The organism is Staphylococcus devriesei, assembly GCF_002902625.1.
Classification (GTDB): domain Bacteria; phylum Bacillota; class Bacilli; order Staphylococcales; family Staphylococcaceae; genus Staphylococcus; species Staphylococcus devriesei.
Genome location: NZ_PPRG01000075.1, coordinates 1 through 25,778, shown reverse-complemented (window position 1 = coordinate 25,778; position 25,778 = coordinate 1). Strand labels below are relative to the sequence as shown.

Sequence of the window (25,778 nt, the reverse complement as noted above, 5' to 3'; positions counted from 1 at the left end):
AATTATTATAGCTATTATTATTTATTTAATTTATTATTTCTTCTTCTTAACTGAAGAACAAAGAAAGTATAAAAGAGCTGTAAGAAAATATAGAAGAAAGAATAGAAAATAATCACTTAAGTTCAATTTTACAATTATATATCCGTTGAATACAAAAACTCACGCTTATACTTTGCAAGTATGCGTGAGTTTTTAGCTATAATCTAATTCTAATTATTTAGTTTGAAGAAAAGCTATTTTTTGTACAACCACTCATCAGAACGATATTTTTCTTCAAGTTCTTTGACTTCGGCTAGTTGTTTCTCAGTTAATGTTAAAGGTTTGAATTCTAATCCTAAACCTTTTTTAAATCCTTCTTCAAAGGCTTGTTCCATTTCTTCTAACGTGATATGTCTATCTGAAATATCGTTGATTGCGACTGCTTTATCAACGAACGCTTTTTTCATTTTGTCTTTTAAGCGATCATTTTTAAACGTAAACATATCAAATAACTCATCTACATCTACGTCTTGCAATAATGAACCATGTTGAAGAATTACGCCCTTTTGACGCGTTTGAGCGCTTCCAGCTATTTTACGACCTTCGACAACTAATTCATACCAACTAGGAGCGTCAAAACATACTGCACTTCTTGGTTGTTTTAACTTTTCTCTTTCTTCTTTGGAACGCGGAATAGCAAAGTATGCTTCAAATCCAAGTAATTTAAAACCTTCTAATAATCCCTCTGAAATAACTCGGTAGGCTTCCGTTACAGTTGAGGGCATGTTTGGATGAGATTCCGGCACAATTACACTATATGTTAATTCTTTATCATGGAGTACGCCTCTTCCACCTGTTTGACGTCTTACTAATCCGAACCCTTTTTCTTTAACTTTTTCAATATCTATTTCTTTTGTTAACCTTTGAAAATAGCCAACTGAAAGTGTTGCAGGGTTCCAAGTATAAAATCTGATAACAGGATCAATTTCGCCTCTTGAAACAAAATTAAGTAATGCCTCGTCCATTGCCATATTATAATAAGGGTCATGGCTACCAGTGTTGATAAAATTCCAAACTTCAGTCATAAAAAAACTCCAATCACAACATTTAATCTTTTATAAAACTTAAATAAAAATTGCATACATATAATGTAACACTATAAATAAACGATAAAAAAATTTTGATAAATTTAGCTATCGGCCTTATAATTATAATATCGGTTAATTAGGGAGGATGCAATATGAATGTATCTTTGATCATAGCATTGATTATTATAGTTTTAATAATTCTTTACATGGTAGGAAATTGGTTTATTAACAAACGTGCAGTAACTGAATTAGATCAAAATGAATTTCATAATGGTTTAAGAAAAGCTCAAGTTATTGATGTACGTGAAAAAGTAGACTATGACTATGGACACATTAATGGTGCGCGTAACATTCCAATGTCAATGTTCAGCCAAAGATATCAAGGTTTGAGAAAAGATCAACCTATATATCTTTGTGATGCAAATGGTGTTGCTGGATATCGTGCTGCTAGAATTCTTAAAAAGAATGGCTATACAAACATCTATATGCTTAAAGGTGGATATAAAAAATGGACTGGAAAAATTAAAACGAAAAAATAATTTAATAGTCTATGTTTAACTCTCAGAGAACTTGAGTCTTTGAGAGTTTTTATATTTTATTTATCAGAGATATAAAAATTACGATTACTCTATATAGTCGTTATGATTTTTAGTACAGAATAAATTTATTAAATAGAGTGACCGCGTAAGAAACTTAATATAATTCTAAAGAGACCGTCCTTCTCACTAAAATGAGCAGAACTTAAAAAATAAGTTATTGATACTTCTATTCCTTTCAGTCAGCTACAGACAAAACTAAAAGCTGAGACATTCATGTTAAAATGTCTCAGCTTTTTTCATAGTTCTAATTTAGTTAACTACTCTAACACTATTCTTTTTCAGAATGTAAGTGTTCAAATTTAAGGACTGGTTTACGAGCAGCTGTTGTTTCATCCAATCTGTCAATAATCGTAGTATGAGGAGCTTCTAAAACTGTATCTGGATTCTCTTTAGCTTCTTCAGCAATTTGAATCATAGATTTAATGAAGTAATCTAATGTTTCTTTAGATTCAGTTTCAGTTGGCTCAATCATCATACCTTCTTCGACATTGAGTGGGAAATAGATAGTTGGTGGATGTACACCAAAGTCTAATAAACGTTTAGCCATATCTAATGTACGTACACCATTTTCTTTTTGCTTAGAACCACTAAGTACAAATTCATGTTTACAATATTGTTCATATGGAATTTCAAAGTGGTCTTTAAGACTTGCTTTAATATAATTAGCATTTAATACTGCAGCTTCAGATACTTCTCTTAAGCCTTCAGCACCCATAGTTCTAATGTACGTATAAGCTCTTAAGTAAATTCCGAAGTTACCATAGAATGGTTTAACACGGCCAATAGAATTTTCAATATCATTGTCATATTTAAATTTATCGCCGTCTTTAATTACCATTGGTTTTGGTAAATAGCTTGCTAATTCTTTTTTAACGCCTACTGGTCCTGAACCAGGTCCGCCACCACCGTGAGGGCCTGTGAATGTTTTGTGTAAGTTTAGATGTACTGCGTCAAAGCCCATATCTCCAGGACGTACTTTATCCATAATAGCGTTTAAGTTCGCGCCATCATAGTATAATAAACCACCTGCTTCATGCACAATTTCACGGATTTCCATAATGTTTTTCTCGAAAATACCTAAAGTATTAGGGTTAGTTAACATGATAGCTGCCGTATTTTCATTAACAACACGTTTTAAGTCTTCGATATCAACTTCTCCACGTTCGTTTGATTTTACAGTCACAGCTTTAAAACCAGCAAATGAAGCTGATGCAGGGTTAGTACCATGCGCTGAGTCAGGCACGATAACTTCGTCACGATGACTTTCACCGTTTTTAATATGGTAAGCTTTAAAAATCATTAATGCAGTCCACTCACCATGAGCACCTGCAGCTGGTTGTAATGTTACTTCATCCATACCAGTAATTTCTTTAAGTTCTTCTTGTAAACTATAAATAATTTCTAAAGAACCTTGAACTTGTTCTTCTACTTGAAGTGGATGTGATTCAGCAAATCCAGGAATACGTGCTACTTTTTCATTAATTTTAGGGTTGTATTTCATCGTACAAGAACCTAATGGGTAAAATCCTGAATCAACACCAAAGTTTTTATTAGAAAGTTCTGTATAGTGACGTACTAAATCTAATTCTGCTACTTCAGGAAATTCAGCTTTATTTTTACGAATAAATTTATCGTCTAAGATACTCTCTACAGATTCACTTTTGATATCACTTTGTGGTAATGAATAAGCATATCTATCTGCGCGAGATCTTTCAAAAATTAATGGACTTGATTTACTTACTACCATTTAGCTCACCAGCTTTCTCAACAAATGTGTCAATTTCATCTTTTGTTCTTAATTCAGTAACGGCCACTAGCATATGATTTTCAAAGTCTTTTGAAGCTTCACCTAAATCAAATCCGCCAATGAAACCTTCATGTGCTAATTTTTTATTAATTTCTTTAATAGGTTGATTGAATTTAACAACGAATTCGTTAAATGAAGTACCGTCTAGAACTTCAAAACCTTTATCTTTAAATTGGTTTTTAGCATAATTAGCATGTTCTAAGTTTTGAACCGCAATATCGTAAATACCTTGTTTACCAAGAGCAGACATTGCAATTGATGAAGCTAACGCATTAAGCGCTTGGTTAGAACAAATATTTGAAGTGGCTTTATCACGACGAATATGTTGTTCACGAGCTTGTAATGTTAATACAAATCCTCTATTACCTTCTTCATCTTTAGTTTCACCAACTAATCTACCAGGTACTTTACGCATTAGTTTTTTAGTTGTTGCGAAGTAACCACAGTGTGGTCCACCAAATTGTGTTGGAATACCAAATGGTTGCGTATCACCTACAACAATATCTGCGCCGAATGAACCTGGAGGAGTTAATAATCCTAATGCTAATGGATTAGCATATACGATGAATAAGGCTTTTTTATCTTCAATAAATGAATGAATTTTTTCTAAGTCTTCAATAGTTCCGTAGAAGTTAGGATATTGAACAGCTACAGCTGCAGTTTCATCATCCACTGCTTTTTCTAGTTTATCTAAATCAGTAATAGTACCATCTAAGTCAACTTCAACGATTTCGAAATCTTCACGTACTTTTACATAAGTATTTAGAACTTGTAGTGCTTGATAATGAAGTCCCTTAGAAACTACAATCTTATTTTTCTTAGTATGGTTAAAGGCTAGAATACAAGCTTCTGCAAAACTAGTAATTCCATCATACATAGAAGAGTTTGCAACATCCATATTTGTTAATTCACAAATTAGTGTTTGGAATTCAAAAATTGCTTGTAATTCACCTTGAGAAATTTCTGGTTGATAAGGTGTATAAGCTGTATAAAATTCAGAGCGTGAAATCATAGCGTCTACTACGGCTGGCGCATAATGATCATAAACTCCTGCCCCTAGGAAAGAAGCATGTGTTTCTTTAGTAACGTTCTTTTTAGCTACATTATTTAATCTTCTTAATAATGATGTTTCAGCTTCACCACTTGCGATATTTAAATCTCTATTTAATAAAATATCTTCTGGTACATCACCAAATAATTCATTGATAGAGTTAGCACCAATCGTGTCTAACATTTCTTTTTTATCTTTTTCAGTTAACGGTATATAACGATGACTCACAATACACACCCCTTAGTTATTTTTCAATTTGGTTTTTCTTAACAATTTTAGCTTTTAGTTGTTTTTTACGGACTTGGACTAATAATTCGCGTCCCATTTCAAATTCATCACGTTTAATAATTGCCATAGCAATTGATTTACCTGAAGAAGGAGCTTGTGTTCCAGAAGTAACTTCCCCAATTTCATTTCCATCAAGGTCATATACTGTATATCCAGTTCTAGCAATACCTTTTTCAAGTAATTCTAGTCCTACAGTTCTACGAGATGAACCATTTTCTTTTTGGTCTTTTAATACTGATTTACCAATGAAGTCTTCTTCAATTAAAGGCTTAGCCGCAAAAGCAATTCCGCCTTCATAAGGTGTAATTGATTCAGTTAAATCTTGACCATGTAAAGGTAATCCAGCTTCTAATCTTAAGGTATCTCTAGCTCCTAAACCACATGGAACAACGTCATGTTCAATAAAGCCGTTCCAAATGTCTACTGTATCTTTTGAATTACAATAGATTTCAAAGCCGTCTTCACCTGTATAACCAGATTGAGATAAAATAACATTTTTTCCGAATAGTGTTACATCTTGTTGAAAATCAAATGGTTTCATTTCACTTACATCTATGTCTACTAATTCACTAACTAAATCTCTTGCTTTAGGGCCTTGAACCGCTAATTGACCATATTGGTCTGAAACGTTTGATACTTCTACGTCAAATTTTTCAGCGTGTTTTTGAACCCAGTTAAAGTCTTTATCTGTGTTAGCAGCATTTACAATTAATAAATAACTATTATCTCCCACTTTATAAGTTACTAAGTCATCAATAATACCGCCTTCTTCATTACATAAAGCAGTATATTGAGCTTTAGTATCAGTTAGGTTATTAGTATCATTTGAAAGTAAGTATTGGACAAATTTACTAGCATCATTGCCTTTAATAGAAATTTCTCCCATATGGCTAACATCGAACATACCTACGTTATATCGAACCGCATTATGTTCTTCTTTGATACTTGTAAACTGAACAGGCATAGCCCATCCACCGAATTCTACTATTTTAGCACCACTATCAACATAATTTTGATACAATGGTGTCTTTTTTAATTCGCTTGTCATTTGAAAACCCCCTATAATTTTTATAAAAAAACAGAGTAGCAAAAAGCTACCCTGTTTATACACTTAATCCAGGAATGCGTAACAGTATTATCCTTTTGCCTGAGAGTTTCGTATGAATACTTGCACCTTCGGCGATAATGTTTAATTACTATGTGTAAATAGAATTAACATTATTCTCTCTAATACTGATCAACCGCAAGATAGATGATTTGTGATTAAATCACAAATATCTTTGATTGTTTTTTCACTATTCACTTTCATGAATGCGATTTCATTATATCTTGAAACCCTTGATAAATACAAGTTTTTTAATTGTTTTTTGCTTTTGTCTTTTGCATTTGGTCTATGGGCATCGTTTCTAATTCTATTGTAGATTACTTCTATATCGCAATCTAACCAAATGACATGTTTAAATTTTTTTAAGATTTTTAGCGACTCTGAATAATCAATAACTCCGCCACCTGTAGCGATAATGTCATATTTTTCAACACACTCTTTCAAATATTTGCATTCCAACTTTCTAAAACCTGACTCACCTATCTGTTCAAATAGTTGTGGAATAGATTGTTTCTCTTTGAATTCAATATAAATATCTAAATCGACAAAAGACATGTCTTGGGCTAGTGATAAGTATTCACCAATAGTACTCTTACCAGTTCCCATGAAGCCAATTAAAATAATTGGAGTTTGTTTATTATTCAATTCAATCACCTTTTTCAAATTTCTCAATAATTGTCCGGTCATAATAATTATTAATATTCTGGATTGTTTTTAATTTTAAACCAAATTGAGTGGTATAAAAAGCGATTAAAGACAAGTAAATCATAAAGATCATTAAAGTGTAAGGGCTAATAAATGCTTTTAATTTAAATGTATAATGTTTTCTCATAGTATTGGTTAGCATCACCTATCTTTAGATTTATTACTATTACTTTTGAATTAGTGTTATGAAATTTAGCAGTAATAACATTATTAAGTAGCGTAATGTTCTCTCGTCCTTCATTTTCGTAGATTAATTTATTATTCTTAAACTTTATATAATTTCGTTCATTCTTAGTTTGAACGATAATTGAATTATGATTTTCTAGTTTTAAGGTTGTATGTGAGTTATTAACTATGTGGGATAAGTCGGCTTGGAAAAATGAGTATTCGGTGCGGTTATTCTCATAGGCTTCATGAAAGTAAAAGTTTGTTAATTTAATTATGTTTGGTAGCAGCGTTAAAATTATAATTGTGATTAAGAGTGAGAGCGCCATTTCAATAAAAGTGAAAGCTTTAAGTTTAGTACTTAATGCAAATTTTTTTGTTAAGAGACAGATCATCGTTACATATAGAGTTTTTAAAAAGTTTAATGTCATATTTACCTAATCTAATTCCTTTTAAAAGATCCTCCTTTTTATAATGATTAGTACTAGTTATAATAGCTTGTTTCATTTCTAATTTTTTATATTCATTATCTAGAGATAATGTTAATTTCAATAAAATGGGGATAAATATAGTTGTTATTAACATAATCGTGAGAAAGCTAAGTAAACTATCGACAAGAATACTAGCGCTAAATTTTGGCATATCTTATTCTCCCTTTATCGATATGAAAGATAATTGTGTATAAATGATTGTGTATTTGTAGTATAAAGGAACCAAAGTTGTTTATTGTACCCTCTTTATTAAAAGTGATTGTTTTTATTTTTGAAACGTAAGTTATTTTTCCATCTTGTATTTTAAAATTATATTTCTTACCTTTTTGTTCTATAACCTTGATTACAGATGAATTCTCAGTCAATAAAAGTGTTATAGATTGATTTTCACCAATTGCTTTTGATTTAAAAAACTCAAGTTGAGTGATCAATTGATTTACTTTAAGTTCATCATTAACTTTTAATAACGTTGAGATATTAAATGAGGATAAGGAAAGTTGTAATATTATCATCAGTACTAGCATTACTAATAAACTCTCGACTAAAGTAAAAGCCTTTAGTAAACTAATTTGCAATCGCTTCACCGTTACTAATTGTAATCGATTCTCCAGATTTACAGTTCTTTTGTCCTTCTTTAATGTAGCCCTCTGTTACTAAATCATCAATACTTGAAGGCATTCTATTATGTTTTAAATTGTATGCTTCTATTTGACTATTAACCATCTTCACTTGTGCTTCGCATCCTGTAGACTGTATGTGCGCTGTTTGTTTAGCGATATTCGGAATAATTAAAATTAACAATACGCTTATGATTAGAAGTACTAATAACATCTCTATTAACGTGAATGCTTTCATTTTTTTGATATATTGCAGATATTTTCTCATTATATTAACCTCATTTCTTATTTAATATTTTGCATTAGTTGGAACATAGGAAGCATAATTACTAAATATAAACTTATGATGAAAAAACCTAAGAAGAAAAATACTAAAGGTTGTATTATTTTAGTGTGCTTTGTAGCAGTATCTTGAAATCTTTTAATTAAAATTTGACTATAAATAGTAAGTTCAACATCTAATTTGCCACTTTTCTCTCCTTGTGAAATAAAATTAATTAAATCTTTTTGAAAACATGGAATTTTATCTAGGCTATCAGCTAAACTAAGGCCATTGTTAGTACTAGCCAGTAGTTGACGACCTAAGTATTGTAAAAAGTCATTATCTTGTTGCGTATATATTTTGACTATATCTTGTAGGTTAATACCATTTTTATAAAATAGCGCTAAGTCTGTAGAAACTTGATAGGTTTTAATAATCTTAAAGTAAATGTTTAAAATTGGAATATGAGTTAATAACTTAATCTTTTTAGCAGTATCATATTTAGTATAAATAATAGATAAAGTCGCGCTTATAAGTATAAGTGAGATAATAAAGGTGAATATTGAAGCGGGCAACGTGAAAATGATATGCGTTAAAATTCTTTGAAACAACGTTAGATTAACATTCATCGTCGTATATAATGCTTCAAATTGAGGCAAAACAGTATAATTTAGAAGTAAAATCATACTTAAAAAAATAATAATCAATATTAAGGGATACTGTATCGTCTTTATAATTTGTTGTTTAGCGTTAACATTAATTTTTAAATATTGAATTGATTCTTTTAAGGCGTTGTCTATATGACCATATTTCTGTGCGAAAAATATTTGGGTAATAATAGAATGTGGATAGCCTATAAGTTTTAATATTTCGCTACAAGTCATTCCATTTTTAATATTTTTAATAATTTTAGTGTCTAACTGTTTATCTTTATATTTAAAATATAGATTGATAAAGTTAAAGCATTCTAAAAGTGTAAATCCATTACTAAGTAAGCTTGTTAAATTCTCTAAAAGCATAATCTGTTGATAAGCATTTATGTTCGAAAAAATATTGGATTTGATTGTTATTAATTATTTCGCAAACAAGTTGTCGTTGGTTCTTGTTGTTAGTAATTAAACGTTGATTTGATATTAGATTAATGGCTTGGCTTATTTCTTGGACACTAACGCCCATTTCAAGTAATCTTAAAATTGCTCCTTTACAATTACTCGAATGCATCGTGGATAACACGAGATGGCCACTCAAGCTTGCTTGTATAACACATTTAGCTACTTCAGCATCTCTTATCTCTCCTATTAAAATTACGTCAGGATCACATCTTAAAATCGCCTTAAAGGAGTTCACGTAATCAATGCCAGCTTTTTTATTAATAGAAACTTGTGTAATTCCTTTTATAAGCTGTTCTACCGGATTCTCGATTGAAATAACATTGAGATTCAATTCCTCATGAGCATATAACACCATTTGATACATTAAGGTACTCTTACCAGAACCAGTTGGTCCAGTAAATAATATAAGCCCTTGCTTTTTATTCATTAAATACTTAAAGTCTTTGAAATCTTTATATTCTTTTTTGCATTGAAAATATTGAGGAATGATTCTAATGACGCAACTTTCTATGCCAAGTGATAAAGGTAAAGTAGAGACTCTTAAGTAATAAATTGATTTCGATTGGTATGTGTACCGTCCACTTTGTGCTATTTGATGACTAGACACATCCAATCCTGCTTGAAATTTCATGTAGACTAATAACTTTTGATATATTTTCATATTAAAAATATCATATAACTCTAAACAATCGTTAACCCTAAATTTAATATGTACTTCTTCTTCACAAGGAATAAAATGAATATCGCTAGCATTTTCCGAAATAGCCTTGTTAATTATTTCTTGAAATAATAACTTCAAAAAATCACCTCCTACTTATATAAACGTAGGAGGTGATTAAATTACTTTATTTTATTGTCCATCAAGATATGGGTTTAATTGTTCATCATCAACAGTTGTATATTGACCGTGGCCGGGGAATAGAGGTAAATCGCCATCTAATTCAAACAATTTATCTTTTATAGAATCAACTAAGGTTTCATAATCACCTTTATATAAATCGGTACGACCTATGCCATTATTAAATAATGTGTCACCCACTACAGCAAATTCATCAAAAACAAAGGTTAAACTACCGGGTGAATGACCTGGCGTGTGAAGTACATTGAATTTAAAGTCTTCAATAGTGAAATATCCTTCATCTAACTGTGTAGGGTTCGCCTTGCTTGTAATAAGTGGCATACCATATTGTTTGAATTTAGCTGAGCCATTCTTTTCAGGGTCAGTTAAAAAATCAAATTCTTCTTTATGCATATATAATGGTACATCATACTTAGCCAATACATCATCTAGTGCACCGATATGATCAAAATGAGCATGAGTTAATAAGATTGCTTTTATGGGTTTATTAATCTGATTTAATTTTTTGAAGATTTTATCAGAATCTCCAGCTGGGTCTATTAATAATACATCGTCTTCATTTTCAATAAAATATGCATTTGTATCAACTAACCCTAACGTTAAGTTTGAGATTCTCATATTATTCTCCTTGATTATCTAAGTGTTTTTGTACAGATTTTAATTTATCATTCATTTTACGTGATTTATCTCTTCTGTCATCAATACGTAGATTTGTGCAAACTCTATCCAAACCTTTATCGAAAGGCAATTCATGGATAACTTGTACAACTTCAAATAAATCTTTAAGATCACCTTCAATTAGTGTATTCATCGGTGTTAATTGGTAATCAATTTTACCTTGTTTTTTAAATTCTTCTAATTTCTTTTGAATTTCTGCAATATACTTACTTACACTTGGACCATTAGTACCTACGGGGATAATAACTACGTCAACGATAGCCATTATTTAACACCATCCTTTTCAATAATATAAGTTTTGATTAAACCAGCTGCGCCAGTTATACCGGCGTCGTTACCTAATTTGGCTTGTACTATTTCGGTACCCTCTTGCGCAGGGGTAAATGTTAAATTATGATATTCAGTTTTAATATTCTCAATTAAGATTAATCCAGCTGTAGACATGCCACCACCTAAAACAATATATTTCGGATTACTTGTAGCGCTGATAATACTACATAAATATCCAATATGATTAGCCACTTTCTCTGTAATAAAAATACAGAATTGATCACCTGCTTTAGCGGCATCAAATACTGCTTTAGCTGTTACTTTATTTTCCTTAATTAAAGGTAGAATAGAAGATTTAAATGTTAGTTTAGGGTAATAAAAATTAACTAGGTTGACTACCCCAGTTGCAGAAGCTACTGTTTCAATACAACCCGATTTACCACAGTTACAATTAAATCTTTGGTCAAAGTCAGTTCTAATATGTCCAATTTCAGCACCTGAACCATTATGGCCATGTACTAGTTCGCCATTGGAAATAATTCCTCCACCTAAGCCAGTGCCTAAAGTAATAGCTACTACATCATCTGCGCCTTGTCCAGCACCTTTATGTTTTTCACCCAAAGCAGCTACATTTGCATCATTATCTACATAAATTGGACAATCAATAAACTCTTTAAATATTTCTCTAACGTTTACGTTTTCCGGCCAGTGTAAGTTAACAGCGCCATTAACAATACCTGTTTCAAAATCAACTGGGCCTGGAACACCTATTCCTACTCCAATAACGTCCGAAATATCCAAATTGCGAGTCGGCAATATTTCAGTAAATGAATCATAGACATTTTTTAATAAAGTTCTTCCTGTGTGGTCTGAAGTATCAGTTTCAATTGACCACTTGTGTAGTTGTTCTAAATTATCATCAAATATCCCTAATTTACAAGTTGTTCCACCAATATCAGCTGCTAAAATTATATTTTTCATTTATGCTCATTCCTTCTCTGATTAATTATTAAAATACATTTTAGGTACTCATCTTTAGTTAATAAGTCATAGTTATATAATGATTTGATTTCTTGTAACATCATCTCATGCATATCATCTGAGTCTTTGAAATAGATGATAAAGCCATATTTTTTTAAAAGCTGTTGGACATCATAGAAGCTCTTAATTTCCCGATTCATTAGCATGTCTCAACTCTTTTTCTAAATTTTTATAGTCATTATTATGTGAATCTAACTTTACTGCCTTTTTTATATATTTTAATGCTTTATCGTTATCATCCAAGGCTCTATTAGCAACAGCAAGTTCATAGTTTAACATCCCAGAATCCGGATGATTTTTTAAACCTCTTTCCCAATCTGCCATACCTTCAGCCCTTGAACTCGTAGTTGCAGTAATTAACCCTTTGAGATAATATGTTCGATCATCATCGTAGCCCTTTTTTATGGTATGACTTACTAGTGAACTAGCCTCTTTATAGTTATAATCAAGCATCGCATCTTGAATTAATTTATCATAGATATTTTGTTCTTTGATTGTGAAAATTCTTATCTGTAATACTACGAAAATAACTAATAATAAAATTAAGAATATCCAGAATAGATTGCGGTTCTTAGTAAAATAGTAACCTATTAATATAATTAATACGCCCCCAACAAAACCGCCTAGATGAGCCATGATATTCACATTCGACATAAATAATGATAGAACAATAAGGACTAACAATGCAATTAACATCTGGCCTAAAACTTTTCTATTAAAGTTCTTACTTACAAACATTATTGCAAAAATAGCACCAATTAAACCAAAAATAGCACCACTCGCCCCAACCGAGATAGTATGCAAATTAAATGATAATGAGATGAAGTTACCTAATAACCCTGAAATTAAATAGACACCTAACATCTTTAATGGCCCTATAATAGATTCCACTATCTTGCCAAATATGTAGAGAGATAGCATATTCATTAAAATGTGTTCAAAATTAAAATGCAAGAACATGGAGGTTATAAGTCGATACCATTCACCGTGAACAACATTAAAGTGAACTAACCCACCGACATCTAATAGCTTTATGTCTGAAAAATGATTTAAATAGAGAATCATGATTAACCAGACAATAACATTCACGGCTATTAGAAGATAAGTCATAGGAGTAAAAGTCATCATATACTTGTCAATAAAATTCCGAGTTAAAACACGTTTTCGATAATAAAATGATGTTTTATTATCTTTTCTTACTATAGTCCTAGTTAAAAATGGATTAGATATTATCTTCTCTAGATGCTTATCTTCAGTGATTGCATTGCACTTGATTTTAACCGGATGGGTTTCAATAAATTCAGTTATATTTAACTGTTTATCGGTAAAGTAGAACAATTCAACTATTTTAGGATCAAATTGAACAGTCTCTTTAATCTGTTCATAATTATCAAGTATCTTTGACTTATCAAATCTAATTTCTTGTGTAGAAGTTATCTCTTTTCTAAAAATGGCAACTTTCTTTTTATATTTATTAATTAACCAGATTTCATTTTCATTTTTCTCAATATTGATTAGCTGATAATTATAATACCTTATCCAATAAGAAATCGATTTCCAAAAACGTTTTTCAATATCCATTAATTCCTCCAAAATCTATGTGTTGTAAATAATTAATTTATCAACTGGTTGATCATGACTTTCTATTTCAAAATGTGTTAATTGATAGTCATAAAGTAAACTTAAAGTTGGTGCATTTGAGTTACTTAAAAAACGATCGAAATATCCGCCACCATAACCGATTCTATATCCATCTTCTCTAAAGGCAACACCTGGGACAATGACTAAATCTAAGTCATCTGTAATTTCAGTATTCTCGCTAACGTAATGAATACCTTTTTCATCTTTTTTTAGAGTAGATAAATCTTTTAATTCTTTAAAATTCATACTATGTGAACTATAGTCAGTATTAGGCACAAATATATCCTTATTTTTAGAAAATGACTCTTTAATTATCTTATATGTATCAACTTCATGTGGCATAGATAATACAATACCTATGCGTTGTGCCTGTTGGTAACTTGTATTAGTAAATAGCTGTTCCCTTAGCCACTTATCAGCCTTTACTTTATCTTCATTTCTAAAAGCTTTCATTTTTGTGAGTATATTACTACGTATCTCTTTTTTTCTCAAATAGAATCCCTACCCTTCTACACTAAATATATTATAACGTTATTAAATGATGATGTCATTTAGATGAAATATAAAAAAAGTGACTTTCCATTTATATAGAAAGTCACTCAATTATACTAATATGTTATTTAGTTTCACGATGTAAAGTGTGTTTGTCATCACGTGAACAATATTTTTTCATTTCGACACGTTCAGGGTTGTTTCTTTTGTTTTTAGTTGAGATGTAGTTTCTGTCACCACATTCTGTACAAGCTAATGTTACGTTTACGCGCATGTTAATTCCTCCTTACCTTTTCTAAATACGACTTTATTATCATACCACTTAGCAGAATAATTGAAAAGTATTAATTTTTTTATACTAATTTGAGTTGAATACGTTAAAATTTTTAAATTTACTTTTTATCTTTAAAGTAATAGTTAATAACATCTCTACCTAAATCACCGCCATTTAGCCATGGTGGTGGTACTGGTTGGTTAGTGTATACAATTGAAAAGGCTAATTTAGGATCTTTCACCGGAGCATAGCCAATGTAGGTTGAGTTAACTCGAGGTTCACCATCTTGATAAACCTCAGCTGTACCAGTTTTACCCGCAGAAGGAACGACAGTTTTATGGAAGCTAGCGTATCCTGTACCATCTTTTTTATTGAAGGCCATGTTAAAACCTTCTTGAACCTCATCTACTTCTTCTTTAGAATTATTTACTTTATTAAGCACATTACCTTTAATTTTTTGTTTAACAGGGCCAACTTCATCACTATTAGTAGCATTATGTACTGCTAATCCAATATGTGGTTGAATTCTATAACCATCATTAGCAATAGTTGATACATACTGTGATAATTGTAGTGGAGTATACGTATCATATTGTCCAATCGATAAATCAAGATAGTTACCTGAATTGTTTGTGAGTGGTTCAATTTGTCCAATTGTTTCATTAGGTAAATCAATACCAGTTTTAACGCCTAAGCCAACTTGGTTTAAACCTTTTCTTAATTTTTGACCTGCTTCAGAAATGTTATTAGGTAAACTCATGCCATATGAATAAGGGTCACCAACTAATTTTAAGGCAGTTTTAAACATATAAACGTTTGAAGAATGCATAAGTGCTTCTTTATCATTTATTTCAACTTTTCCATTTTTATTAAAGTATGAACGCTTAGTTAAACCACCACTAAAATGTAAGGGCTCGTCAACCATCTCTTCTCCAATTTTTATAGCATTGTTTTGATAACCGGCTAACAATGTTCCACCTTTAACTGAAGAACCAACAGCAAATTGACCTGTAAAGTTACCTAAATCATAGTCTGTTAGTTTACCATTTTTATCAATTTGCTTACCTGCCATAGCAAGTATGTATCCATTTTTAGGATTTTGCACTACTATTAAAGCATTATCCATATCGCGAGCGCCTTGGCTACGGAGTGTTTTAATTTCATCTTCTAATAATGATTCTACTTTCTTCTGTAAATCTATATCGATGGTAAGTTGTAAGTCGTCTCCTCTTGATCCAGGATTTATCACTTCTGAATTAATTACTTTACCTGATTTATCCGTAGTATATTTCATTTCTTTTTTCTTACCACGTAAAATATCTTCATATTGATATTCTAAATAGGATTTACCTACTCTATCATTTCTTGAATATCCTTTTGCTAAATATTGTTCGGTTAATTCTTTAGGAATACCTTCTGATGGAGTTGAAACATTACCAAATATACTTCTAAGACTGTCTCCATATGGATAACGTCTGTCCCAATCCATGGTAGTATTCACGCCAGGTAATTCATCTAGTTGTTGAGATACAGCGGCGTATTCTTTTTCAGAAACATCATCATTCTTTATAGTTTGTGGATCCATAGTAGATCCAGCTGCCATTTCTCTATAAATTGCTAAAACTTGTAAATCATTTTTAGATAAACTTTTTAATTGTTTATCACCGATTTTGTTATATAATTGTTTGTCATATTGATCTTGACTTATACTACCTTCGTCTAGCATGGATTTTTCTTTTTCCATTAATTTGTTAGCTTCATCTGGATTTTTCTGAATCCAGAAATCTTGTTTGTCGCGTTCAGTTATTTTATCTGTTTTCATAGAAATTAACCTTGATAATTTTTCGGCGGTATGTAATATATCTTCTTGGCTCGTCTTTTTCGAACGTGTATATGTAATTGCCAATTTAGAAGCATTATCTACTAAAACTTTGCCGTTTCTATCCAGTATTCGCCCTCTGGGAACAGATTCGTTAATTGTGATATTTTCATCATTTTTGACAAGCTGGCTGTAATGATTGCCTTGAGCAATTTGTAAATAGCCTAAACGCAAAACTATAATTCCAAAAATTAATACAATCGCACCAAAAATAAAACTTATTCGCTTATTCATCGTGTGCTTTATTTTTTCATCATTTGATTTTTCTTTTAATCTTTTTAGCAAGATAACCTACCTCAATTATTAAACATGTTTACTTATAAATGATATATGAAATTTATAGATATTGCTATAATTTTCATAAAAAAAGTGGCCTCTTAATAGAGACCACTTAGTCAGAGAAATAACTATGCTACTTATTTAGCAGCGTTATATAATTCATCTACTTTTTCCCAGTTTACAACATTCCAGAATGCACTGATATAATCTGGACGTTTATTTTGATATTTAAGGTAATAAGCATGTTCCCAAACATCTAAGCCAAGGATTGGAGTTTTACCTTCAGTTAATGGGTTATCTTGGTTTGGAGTAGTAACGATTTCTAATTGACCGTTATTAACTACTAGCCAAGCCCAACCTGAGCCGAAACGTGCTGCAGCTTTGTCAGCAAATTCTTTTTTGAATTCATCTAAAGAACCCCATTGTTCTTTAATTTTATCAACTACAGTACCTTTTTCTTCAGAATTAGGAGTTAATAATTCCCAGAATAATGAGTGGTTTAAGTGTCCGCCACCATTATTGCGAACAGCTGTTTGAATATCTTCTGGTACACTATCTAAATTAGCAATGATTTCTTCGATTGATTTAGATTCTAAGTCAGTACCTTCAACTGCAGAATTTAATTTTGTTACGTAAGTGTTATGATGTTTGTCATGGTGAATTTCCATTGTTTGTTTATCAATATGTGGTTCTAATGCATCTGCTGCATATGGTAAATTTGGTAATTCAAAAGCCATAAATAATCATCCTCCTAAAATTTCGTTACCTTAATAATAACAAGTAGTTAGACAAGCAACAAACCTTTTGCTTGCAACTTATACACTTATTATTTGTTACTTTATTAATATAACTCAAAATGCTAATCTTTAAACATTAAAATACTCTATAATTATATAATTCATACTTTTGACCTATGATATAGTGTTTTCTTTTCTACTAATAATAAAAAGATTGAGACATTATCCCTTCTTGCATTAGAAGCTATTGATTAGCTTCCTATATAGGGGGTTTGTCTCAATCTCGCATATAAATTATTAATTTATACTTATAAATAGTTATTTAACACCTTTATCATGACAACTTTCACATATACCATAAACTTCTAATTTATGCGTGTGTATATCTACATTCGGTAAATATTTTTTAATTTGATCAATCGGACAAAAATCAATAGTTTTAGTATCTCCGCAATGTTCACATATAAAGTGGTGATGATGGTGGTTCATACATGCAATTCTAAACTTCATCTCACCATCTAATTCCGTACTTTCAATGATATTTAAATCTTTAAATAAATGTAAGTTTCTGTAAATCGTGTCAAAGGAAATACCTGGATACTCCTTATCAAGTTGTTGTTGGATATTTTTGGCGTTAACATACTTATCTTCTTTAACGAAAATATTAATCATATCTTCACGTTTTTTTGTATATTTTAAACCATTATCTTTTAAAATTTTAATCGCATCGTTTGTATTCATATTTTAATGCCCCTTTTTAACTCTTACAATAGACTTTTGGTATAACATTGTAATTCCAAGTAATAAAACTAATAAAACTACAATAACACCACCAGGAGAAATATTCATATAAAATGCAAGTACTAATCCTAAAATTACCGAAAATTCTCCGATAATTACACTCAACAACATAAGTTGTTTAAACCCTTTTGTTATTCGCATGGCAATAGCTATTGGTAATGTAATTAACGCACTTACCAATAATATTCCAACTACTCTCATTGACGCTGATATAACCATAGCTACAATAACGATAAATAAGAATTGGATCCATTTTGGAATATTTATTACCTTACTATATTCTTCATCAAAAGATAAAATAAATAACTCTTTATAAAAAAGTAGAATAAATAGTAACACTACAATAGAAATAATAATGATAGTTGTTAAATCACTTAAATTTACCGCACTAATTGAGCCAAATAATAAACCTACAATTTCTTGATTAAAGCCATCTGCTAATGAAATAAAAATAGCGCTGAGAGCAATACCAGCACTCATAATAATAGGAATAGCAATTTCTTGATAATTTGAGTATGAGGTTCTTAGCTTTTCAATAAGTAATGCGCCTACTACGGCGAACAATATTCCAAACCACATTGGATTGATAATAGCTAATGCCGGTGACAATGTTAATACAAACATTCCAAATGATATACCACCTAATGTAACATGGCTTAACGCATCAGCTATTAGAGATAATCTTCTTACAACTATGAAAGCACCGATGAGTGGCGCTATAAAACCAATTAATATACCACTAATTAGTGAATATCTCATGAAGTCAAAATTTAGTAAGGCTTCAATCATAGATATCACCACTTATACAATATTTTAAACTCTTCATAATAAACTCCTATTATATTAATAATTTAAGCTTCGCAACATTCTCTATCGTGTTGATGATCAACAAATTTAACAGGATGCCCGTAAATTTTTGAAATTTCCACTTCATCAAGGGATTTAAATGCTTCTGTTGTACCATGAAAATGTAAATGTCTATTTAAGCAAGCTACTTTAGTCGCTGTATCAGCTACCACGCCGATATCGTGCGTTACTAAGATAATTGTAATACCTTCTTCTTTTAAGCGTTCCAATGTTTCGTAAAACTCACTCACATGTTTCGCATCAATGCCATTTGTAGGTTCGTCTAATACCAATACAGTTGGATTAGAAATTAATGCACGCGCAATTAATACACGTTGCTGTTGACCACCAGAAAGTTCAGCAATATTTTTATCGATTAAATGAGGAATATTTAACCTAGAAAGAACTTTATCTACTGACTGCTCGTCCTCTTTATTAAACCATTGAAACAAGCGTTTAGTTTTAGTTAAACCACTTAATACTACTTCTTTTACACTGGCAGGAAATCCAGCGTTAAAAGCAGTAGCTTTTTGAGAAACGTAGCTAATTTTTAAGGCTGATTGATTATTTTTCTTATATGATTTGCCATCTATATAAATCTCGCCTTTTTGAAGAGGGAGTAACCCTAAAATTACCTTCAGTAAAGTTGATTTTCCAGCACCATTTGGTCCAACTATAGCTAGAAAATCTCCTTTGTTAATTTGAATATTTATATTTTCTAATACTTGTTTATTATCAAAGTGGTAATCAATATTTTTTAATTCGAAAACTGGTCGACTCATTATTTCACCTCGGTTTATACTATACCTTTATCTTTTAAGTTTGTAAATAGTAACGTTTACGACTTAATGTTGATTTATCACTAGTTAGATAGAGTATGAAACATAAAAATTTTACCCTCTATAAAACTGATAAATACTTTAAGGATTTACTTTTATTTTCCTTAACTGATAATGATTTTATGATTCTTTTCTAATACTAAGAAACCCGGGACATTCATCATAAATGTTCCAGGTTGCTAAATGCTATATAATAAATTATTGTTGCAGTATCTTATCTTTTAAATTGGCATCAAATTTTTGAGCTTTAAGCATTTCAATTTCAAATTTGTAAGGTGGTTTCTTATTCTTTTTATCTTCGCCTACATATGGTGTTTCTAAAATTTTCGGAATATCTTTAAATGAATCATGATGAACAACATAATTTAATGCGTCGAATCCAATATGGCCAAAACCTATATTTTCATGACGGTCTTTATGTGCACCTTGTTCATTTTTACTATCATTAACATGTACCACTTTGATACGATCTAGACCAATAACTTTATCAAAGTGATTTAACACGCCATCGAAATCCTCTTTAATATTATATCCAGCGTCATGAGTATGACAAGTATCAAAGCAAATAGAAAGTCTATCGTTATGAGTTACTCCATCGATAATACGCGCAATCTCTTCGAAACTACGCCCCACTTCTGAACCCTTACCTGCCATCGTTTCTAATGCAATTCTCACGTCGTTATCATGTGTTAAAACTTCATTTAAGCCTTTAATAATTTGTTCAATTCCTTTATCGGCACCTGCACCAACGTGAGCTCCAGGATGTAAAACGATATCTTTTGCACCTAGTGCTTGGGTTCTTTCAATTTCATTTTGTAAAAAATCTACACCTAATTTGAAAACTTCAGGCTTAGTAGTATTAGCAATATTAATAATATAAGGAGCATGCACCACTATGTTTGAAAGTCCATAATTCTTCATAGCTTCATGACCTTTTTCAATATTTAAATCTTCAATACTTTTACGACGTGTATTTTGAGGAGCTCCTGTATATATCATAAATGTAGATTCACCATAGCGATGTGCTTCTTCAGCCGAACCTTCAAGCATTTTTTTACCACTCATAGATACGTGAGAACCAAGTAGCATTTTATTCACCTATCCTTTTTTATTATTTTTACGTTGTTGACGGTTTTGACGTTTACTATATTGCTTACGTTCTTGGCGTTTCATACGGTCAACTTCTTGTTTAAATTTCTTTTTATATCCTGGTTTAACTTTGTTTTTAGTTTTACTACGAACTTTATGTTTAACTTCATTAGTTAAATGATCGTCTTTTCTTTCGCGCTTACGACGAGCATTATGCGCTTTGATTGGTGATAATTCGCCGTTTTTCACATCAACATTTTCAAAGTGATATCCTTTATTTTCTATTAAAGATATATTGTGCTCTTCATCAGGACTATATAATGTAATAGCTACACCTTTATAGTTGCCTCGGCCTGTACGTCCAACTCTATGAGTAAAGAAGTCAATATCATTAGGTACATCAAAGTTTATCACATGACTTACACCTTCGATATCAATACCACGAGAAGCTAAGTCACTTGCGATAACATATTGAAATTCTAAATTACGAATTCGTTTCATTTGTTGTTTACGTTCTCTAGGAGTTAAGCCACCGTGAATCATTCCAACTTTAATACCGGCTTGATTTAATGAGTCAGTTAATTCATTTGCGCTATCTCGACTATTACAAAATACTATACACAAGTACGGATTAAGAATATCTATAAGCTGAAGCGTTTTATCAACTTTTTCTGTACCTTTAGTAGGTATTAGATAAAATTCTATATTTCTTTTATTAAGTGTTTTAGAATCCACGACAACAAATTCTGGATTACTTAAATATTTATTTAAAAATGGTTGTAAAGATTTAGGAATTGTAGCACTAAATACTGCGATATGCGCATTGTCATCAAGACGTGAAGCAATATAATCTACGTCTTCAATAAGTCCTAGGTCAATCATTAAATCTGCTTCATCTATAACAAGATTTGAAGCTAGATGAGCATGTAAGTGACCGCTTTGAGCAAGGTCATTGATACGCGTAGGTGTACCAATAACTAGTTGTGGTTGATAATTAGTACGTTGTCTGTCTTTCTCAATATCGGTACCACCAATAAATAAACTCACTTTTACATCAGTTTTAAATTTAGCTAAGTGGCTCGCTGCTTGGAACAACTGTTGAGCTAATTCTCTTGTAGGAGCAACTACAATGGCCTGTGGTTCTTTTATCGTCGTATCTATTAAATCTAATAAAGGTAATAAGAATGCATGCGATTTACCCGTACCAGTTTGTGATTGTCCGATTAAATTCGTTCCTTTTTTAATTCTTGGAATAATTCTATTTTGTATTTCAGTTGGTTTTTCAAAATTTAGATCTTTAACTGCATCTATTAATTTAGCATCTAAATTAAATAATTCGAATGGGTGGTTTGCCATTAAATTGGCCTCCTTTAATATCCTCTTTAAGAGGTTGAAAATAATTTATAAATAATTGAATGGATCAGTATTAATATCTGATGATTCAATTTTGAAATTGGTACTATAGTCGAATAACCATTGATGTAGTAAGTCTTTAAGCCCGTCTTTCATGACATATTCACTATAGTGGTTAATATCTAATAAGTTGATACCATTAGTTTGCGCATCTAAGGCATCGTGATGTTTAATATCACCTGTTACAAAGATGTCAGCACCTTTTTTAAAGGCAAGTTCTTCAAAGCCTATACCAGCTCCCCCAATAATAGCTACTTTACTAATCATTGCATTAGTATCCCCTGTAAAACGAACACTTGGAATTTGTAGTTGAGTTTTAACTTGTTTAACAAATTCTTTAATTGGCATAGGTTCTTTTAGTTCGCCTAATTTTCCGAGACCATAATTTGCTTCCCTAGTCATCTCGATAAAATCATAAACGGGCGTCTCATAAGGGTGATTTTTTATAATCGTTTTTTCGGTTAACATACGTTGATGAAGTTCAATCATAAATTCAATTTTAACTTCATTAACATATTCAATACTGTCAATTTGTCCAATATGAGGATTAGCTGCTCCAACGGGTTTAAATTGGCCTCTACCTTCTGATTCAAAGAAACAATATTCATAATTACCTTTTTGAGCTAAACCTACTTGATTTAACGCGTCTTTGAAAGATTCGACATTGTCTTTCGGTATATAGGTTTGTACTTTATAATAAGTTTCTTGGTTAGTATTTAAGAACTTAATATTATGGAGGTTTAGTTTTTGAGCAAGCATTTCATTAACGCCCTCTACATGATTATCAAGGTTAGTATGCAACGCAATTAATTGAAGATCGTTAGATATAATTTTGCGAATAAGTTTACCGTAACCATCATCTGTTATTGATTTAACCCCCTTGAAAATAAGGGGATGATGCGCCACGATAGTATTATAGCCTTTCATTATTGCTTGATCTACTATAGCATCTGTACAATCTAAAGTAGTTAGTATGCCGGTAATTTCGGTATCATTACTACCAATCAATAAACCGACGTTATCCCAGCTTTCAGCGGTATATAAAGGAACATTTCTATCAATAATTGACATTAATTGTTTAATCTTCATTAACAAGCACCTCTTTAATTAAATCCATTTCACATTCTATCTCTTTAAGTCTCTCATGATGAACAGCAGAATTCAATTGTTTACGGATATGCTCTAAAGCATTTAATTCTCGACGCCATTTCTTATAGAAAGTTTCAGTTTTATTTTTGAGAAGTTCGGGTCCGAATTTCAATTGTTTTTTAGTCAATGCTTTAATATTATCAGTAAATTCGCTAACTACTATTTCATAAACATGACCTTTTTCTTCCATAATTTCCTCAGCAATGATGGTGTAATTTAAGGATTCCAATGTCTGTCTAAGAACTTCAGTTTGAATATTGCTCTGTAAAATCAGACGAGGTTTGTTAGCCAACTGAGATTTTCCTTCTCTCAAGATTTTAGCAATTAAAGGACCACCCATACCACAGATTGTTATGTTTTGAATATTATCATTTTCTCTTAATATGCTTAGCCCATCACCTAGTCGAACATCGATTAAATGGTTGTGTTGATGTTCATTAACATTCTTCTGTGCTGACTCAAAAGGCCCCTTGATTACCTCGCCAGCAATAGCACGAGAACATAAATTATTTTCAATGGCATATATTGGTAAATAAGCATGATCGGACCCAATATCAGCCATTGTGTGAGGCTTAAGATAATGACTTACACGTGTTAATCTTTGATTTAAAGTTATCATAGCTAACTCCTTTATTTATAAAAATAGACTGGGACAATAAAGTGTCTCAGTCTAAGTATCGTTTAAGCAAAAAAAGCTAAATTAAAAAGTAAACGTAATAAAATTTAAGACTGGTTAGTATGGAATTCAATATATTGCTTATGTTCTTAAAAGCATTTAAAGTTTAAAAAAGATTTAAATCTATTGTCATTAAGATTAGGACAAATAATTTATAATTCCACCTAATCACTCGAATCTTCTTCATCTTAAATACTTTTGCACTAAACTCTTTCAAACCTAACCGTCTACTAGGATTAATCCATAAAATCTTTAAGGCGTTTACTACGACTTGGATGTCTAAGTTTTCTAAGGGCTTTCGCTTCTATTTGACGAATACGTTCTCTTGTAACACCAAATACTTTACCCACTTCTTCTAGTGTTCTTGTTCTACCGTCATCTAAACCAAATCTTAAACGTAATACATTTTCTTCACGATCAGTAAGCGTATCAAGTACATCTTCTAACTGCTCTTTTAACAATTCATATGCAGCGTGGTCAGATGGACTTTGAGCCTCTTGGTCTTCGATGAAATCGCCTAAATGACTGTCGTCTTCTTCGCCAATAGGTGTTTCAAGTGATACAGGTTCTTGGGCAATTTTAAGGATTTCACGAACTTTTTCAGGTGGTAAATCCATTTCTTCACCAATTTCTTCCGGCGCAGGATCACGGCCTAAGTCTTGTAATAATTGTCTTTGAACACGAATCAATTTATTAATTGTTTCTACCATGTGAACTGGTATACGGATAGTACGTGCTTGGTCAGCAATTGCTCTTGTGATTGCTTGTCGAATCCACCATGTAGCATAAGTAGAAAATTTAAATCCTTTATTGAAGTCGAATTTTTCTACTGCTTTAATAAGCCCCATGTTCCCCTCTTGGATTAAATCTAAGAATAACATGCCACGACCTACGTATCTTTTAGCGATACTTACAACTAAACGAAGGTTTGCTTCAGCAAGACGTGACTTAGCGATCTCGTCTCCTTGCTCAATACGTTTAGCTAACTCAATCTCTTCTTGTGCACTAAGAAGATTGACACGACCAATTTCTTTTAAATACATTCTAACTGGGTCGTTAATTTTTACACCTGGAGGGGCACTTAAGTCATTAGGGTTTAATTTTGCATCAGTATCTGTGCTATCCTTCTCATTTACTAAACTAATATCATTGTCATTTAATTGATCAAAGAAATCATCCATTTGATCAGAATCTATATCGAAGTTTTGTAGCTTTTCAGCAATTTCTTCGTGGCTAAGATGACCTTCCTTTTTACCTTTTTCAATTAATTGTTTTTTAACATCTTCTAATGTTAATGTCGGATCAATTGTTTGCTTTTTAATTTTAACTTGGTTATCAGACATGAAAAGGCCTCCCAATTTTAATATGCTTTTAATCAAGAAATTAATTATATAATATTACAATATAATAAGAAAAGTATAGAGAATTTCTATAATAATTCTAACATGTTAAAAAATATTATTATAAATTTCGTAATGAATTTAATTTCGTTAAGTTGATTTGTATTTGATTTATATACAGTATATTCCATATTTACCCATTAAAA

Annotated in this window: 27 protein-coding genes, 2 pseudogenes and 1 riboswitch; of the genes and pseudogenes, 2 read left to right on the top strand and 27 right to left on the bottom strand. The window is 31.2% G+C overall.

What is annotated here, in order from left to right; translation table 11 throughout:
* Nucleotides 1–112 (top strand): annotated as a pseudogene (locus tag CD147_RS12575) (SA1362 family protein); the annotation flags it as partial.
* A 121-nt stretch (nt 113–233) separates the two neighbouring features.
* Here the strand turns inward: CD147_RS12575 and CD147_RS10625 are convergent.
* Entirely contained in the window at nt 234–1,064 is an 831-nt protein-coding gene (locus tag CD147_RS10625; RefSeq protein ID WP_103167444.1) for a lipoate--protein ligase family protein, read from the bottom strand.
* 155 nt (nt 1,065–1,219) lie between these two features.
* On the opposite strand from CD147_RS10625, the gene CD147_RS10620 reads away from it, so the two are divergent.
* Nucleotides 1,220–1,606 (top strand): rhodanese-like domain-containing protein, encoded by a 387-nt coding sequence (locus CD147_RS10620; protein ID WP_103167442.1) that lies wholly within the window; start codon nt 1,220–1,222, stop codon nt 1,604–1,606.
* A 328-nt stretch (nt 1,607–1,934) separates the two neighbouring features.
* Here the strand turns inward: CD147_RS10620 and gcvPB are convergent, their stop codons facing one another.
* The 26 genes and pseudogenes from gcvPB to rpoD all read right to left on the bottom strand — a co-directional run bounded on the left by gcvPB (nt 1,935) and on the right by rpoD (nt 25,575).
* A complete protein-coding gene (gene gcvPB / locus CD147_RS10615; RefSeq protein ID WP_103167441.1) occupies nt 1,935–3,413 on the bottom strand; it encodes an aminomethyl-transferring glycine dehydrogenase subunit GcvPB in 1,479 nt (492 codons plus the stop codon).
* Nucleotides 3,400–4,752 (bottom strand): aminomethyl-transferring glycine dehydrogenase subunit GcvPA, encoded by a 1,353-nt coding sequence (gene gcvPA, locus CD147_RS10610; protein WP_103167439.1) that lies wholly within the window; start codon nt 4,750–4,752, stop codon nt 3,400–3,402. Before gcvPA ends, gcvPB begins: the two co-directional genes overlap by 14 nt.
* 16 nt (nt 4,753–4,768) lie before the next feature.
* On the bottom strand, nt 4,769–5,860 hold the full coding sequence (gcvT, locus tag CD147_RS10605; protein ID WP_103167437.1) for a glycine cleavage system aminomethyltransferase GcvT: 1,092 nt from the start codon (nt 5,858–5,860) through the stop codon (nt 4,769–4,771).
* A gap of 77 nt (nt 5,861–5,937) precedes the next feature.
* Nucleotides 5,938–6,053: riboswitch (glycine riboswitch) on the bottom strand.
* Nucleotides 6,050–6,568 carry a shikimate kinase gene (locus CD147_RS10600; protein ID WP_174694353.1) on the bottom strand — a complete coding sequence of 173 codons (519 nt, stop codon included), beginning with the start codon at nt 6,566–6,568 and terminating at the stop codon, nt 6,050–6,052. It overlaps the preceding riboswitch by 4 nt.
* 573 nt (nt 6,569–7,141) lie before the next feature.
* Nucleotides 7,142–7,429 carry a hypothetical protein gene (locus CD147_RS10585; protein ID WP_103167429.1) on the bottom strand — a complete coding sequence of 96 codons (288 nt, stop codon included), beginning with the start codon at nt 7,427–7,429 and terminating at the stop codon, nt 7,142–7,144.
* Nucleotides 7,416–7,802 carry a competence type IV pilus minor pilin ComGD gene (gene comGD / locus CD147_RS10580; RefSeq protein ID WP_233649257.1) on the bottom strand — a complete coding sequence of 129 codons (387 nt, stop codon included), beginning with the start codon at nt 7,800–7,802 and terminating at the stop codon, nt 7,416–7,418. The genes CD147_RS10585 and comGD overlap by 14 nt, the downstream gene beginning before the upstream one ends.
* 40 nt (nt 7,803–7,842) lie before the next feature.
* Nucleotides 7,843–8,163, bottom strand: coding sequence for a competence type IV pilus major pilin ComGC (gene comGC / locus CD147_RS10575; RefSeq protein ID WP_103167425.1), 321 nt, complete (start codon nt 8,161–8,163; stop codon nt 7,843–7,845).
* 17 nt (nt 8,164–8,180) lie between these two features.
* Entirely contained in the window at nt 8,181–9,176 is a 996-nt protein-coding gene (gene comGB, locus CD147_RS10570; RefSeq protein ID WP_103167423.1) for a competence type IV pilus assembly protein ComGB, read from the bottom strand.
* A 19-nt stretch (nt 9,177–9,195) separates the two neighbouring features.
* A pseudogene (gene comGA, locus CD147_RS10565) lies at nt 9,196–10,068 on the bottom strand (competence type IV pilus ATPase ComGA); the annotation flags it as partial.
* 51 nt (nt 10,069–10,119) lie between these two features.
* A complete protein-coding gene (locus CD147_RS10560; protein ID WP_103167419.1) occupies nt 10,120–10,746 on the bottom strand; it encodes an MBL fold metallo-hydrolase in 627 nt (208 codons plus the stop codon).
* A gap of 1 nt (nt 10,747) precedes the next feature.
* Complete coding sequence (locus CD147_RS10555) at nt 10,748–11,071, bottom strand: MTH1187 family thiamine-binding protein (RefSeq protein ID WP_103167417.1); 324 nt, start codon at nt 11,069–11,071, stop codon at nt 10,748–10,750.
* Complete coding sequence (locus CD147_RS10550; RefSeq protein WP_103167415.1) at nt 11,071–12,057, bottom strand: ROK family glucokinase; 987 nt, start codon at nt 12,055–12,057, stop codon at nt 11,071–11,073. The genes CD147_RS10555 and CD147_RS10550 overlap by 1 nt, the downstream gene beginning before the upstream one ends.
* A complete protein-coding gene (locus CD147_RS10545) occupies nt 12,054–12,257 on the bottom strand; it encodes a YqgQ family protein (protein WP_103167445.1) in 204 nt (67 codons plus the stop codon). Before CD147_RS10545 ends, CD147_RS10550 begins: the two co-directional genes overlap by 4 nt.
* The gene (locus CD147_RS10540) at nt 12,241–13,698 is read right to left on the bottom strand and encodes a rhomboid family protein (protein WP_103167412.1); all 1,458 of its coding nucleotides are present in this window, start codon (nt 13,696–13,698) and stop codon (nt 12,241–12,243) included. Before CD147_RS10540 ends, CD147_RS10545 begins: the two co-directional genes overlap by 17 nt.
* Nucleotides 13,699–13,713: 15 nt before the next feature.
* Nucleotides 13,714–14,250, bottom strand: a complete 537-nt coding sequence (locus CD147_RS10535) for a 5-formyltetrahydrofolate cyclo-ligase (protein ID WP_103167410.1) — start codon at nt 14,248–14,250, stop codon at nt 13,714–13,716.
* Nucleotides 14,251–14,374: 124 nt separating this feature from the next.
* Nucleotides 14,375–14,524 carry a 50S ribosomal protein L33 gene (rpmG, locus tag CD147_RS10530; RefSeq protein ID WP_103167408.1) on the bottom strand — a complete coding sequence of 50 codons (150 nt, stop codon included), beginning with the start codon at nt 14,522–14,524 and terminating at the stop codon, nt 14,375–14,377.
* 118 nt (nt 14,525–14,642) lie between these two features.
* Nucleotides 14,643–16,688, bottom strand: a complete 2,046-nt coding sequence (locus tag CD147_RS10525; protein ID WP_103167406.1) for a peptidoglycan D,D-transpeptidase FtsI family protein — start codon at nt 16,686–16,688, stop codon at nt 14,643–14,645.
* A 131-nt stretch (nt 16,689–16,819) separates the two neighbouring features.
* Nucleotides 16,820–17,419 carry a superoxide dismutase gene (locus CD147_RS10520; RefSeq protein ID WP_103167404.1) on the bottom strand — a complete coding sequence of 200 codons (600 nt, stop codon included), beginning with the start codon at nt 17,417–17,419 and terminating at the stop codon, nt 16,820–16,822.
* Between the two features lie 318 nt (nt 17,420–17,737).
* Nucleotides 17,738–18,160 (bottom strand): Fur family transcriptional regulator, encoded by a 423-nt coding sequence (locus tag CD147_RS10515; protein ID WP_103167402.1) that lies wholly within the window; start codon nt 18,158–18,160, stop codon nt 17,738–17,740.
* A gap of 3 nt (nt 18,161–18,163) precedes the next feature.
* Nucleotides 18,164–19,009 carry a metal ABC transporter permease gene (locus tag CD147_RS10510; RefSeq protein WP_103167400.1) on the bottom strand — a complete coding sequence of 282 codons (846 nt, stop codon included), beginning with the start codon at nt 19,007–19,009 and terminating at the stop codon, nt 18,164–18,166.
* 62 nt (nt 19,010–19,071) lie between these two features.
* Nucleotides 19,072–19,848 (bottom strand): metal ABC transporter ATP-binding protein, encoded by a 777-nt coding sequence (locus CD147_RS10505; RefSeq protein ID WP_103167398.1) that lies wholly within the window; start codon nt 19,846–19,848, stop codon nt 19,072–19,074.
* A gap of 255 nt (nt 19,849–20,103) precedes the next feature.
* Nucleotides 20,104–20,994, bottom strand: coding sequence for a deoxyribonuclease IV (locus tag CD147_RS10500; RefSeq protein WP_103167396.1), 891 nt, complete (start codon nt 20,992–20,994; stop codon nt 20,104–20,106).
* Between the two features lie 9 nt (nt 20,995–21,003).
* Nucleotides 21,004–22,350 carry a DEAD/DEAH box helicase gene (locus CD147_RS10495; protein WP_103167394.1) on the bottom strand — a complete coding sequence of 449 codons (1,347 nt, stop codon included), beginning with the start codon at nt 22,348–22,350 and terminating at the stop codon, nt 21,004–21,006.
* Between the two features lie 45 nt (nt 22,351–22,395).
* Complete coding sequence (locus CD147_RS10490; RefSeq protein WP_103167392.1) at nt 22,396–23,496, bottom strand: Nif3-like dinuclear metal center hexameric protein; 1,101 nt, start codon at nt 23,494–23,496, stop codon at nt 22,396–22,398.
* Nucleotides 23,486–24,175 (bottom strand): tRNA (adenine(22)-N(1))-methyltransferase, encoded by a 690-nt coding sequence (locus CD147_RS10485; RefSeq protein ID WP_103167390.1) that lies wholly within the window; start codon nt 24,173–24,175, stop codon nt 23,486–23,488. The genes CD147_RS10490 and CD147_RS10485 overlap by 11 nt, the downstream gene beginning before the upstream one ends.
* A gap of 293 nt (nt 24,176–24,468) precedes the next feature.
* On the bottom strand, nt 24,469–25,575 hold the full coding sequence (gene rpoD / locus CD147_RS10480) for an RNA polymerase sigma factor RpoD (RefSeq protein ID WP_103167388.1): 1,107 nt from the start codon (nt 25,573–25,575) through the stop codon (nt 24,469–24,471).
* Nucleotides 25,576–25,778 lie beyond the last annotated feature (203 nt).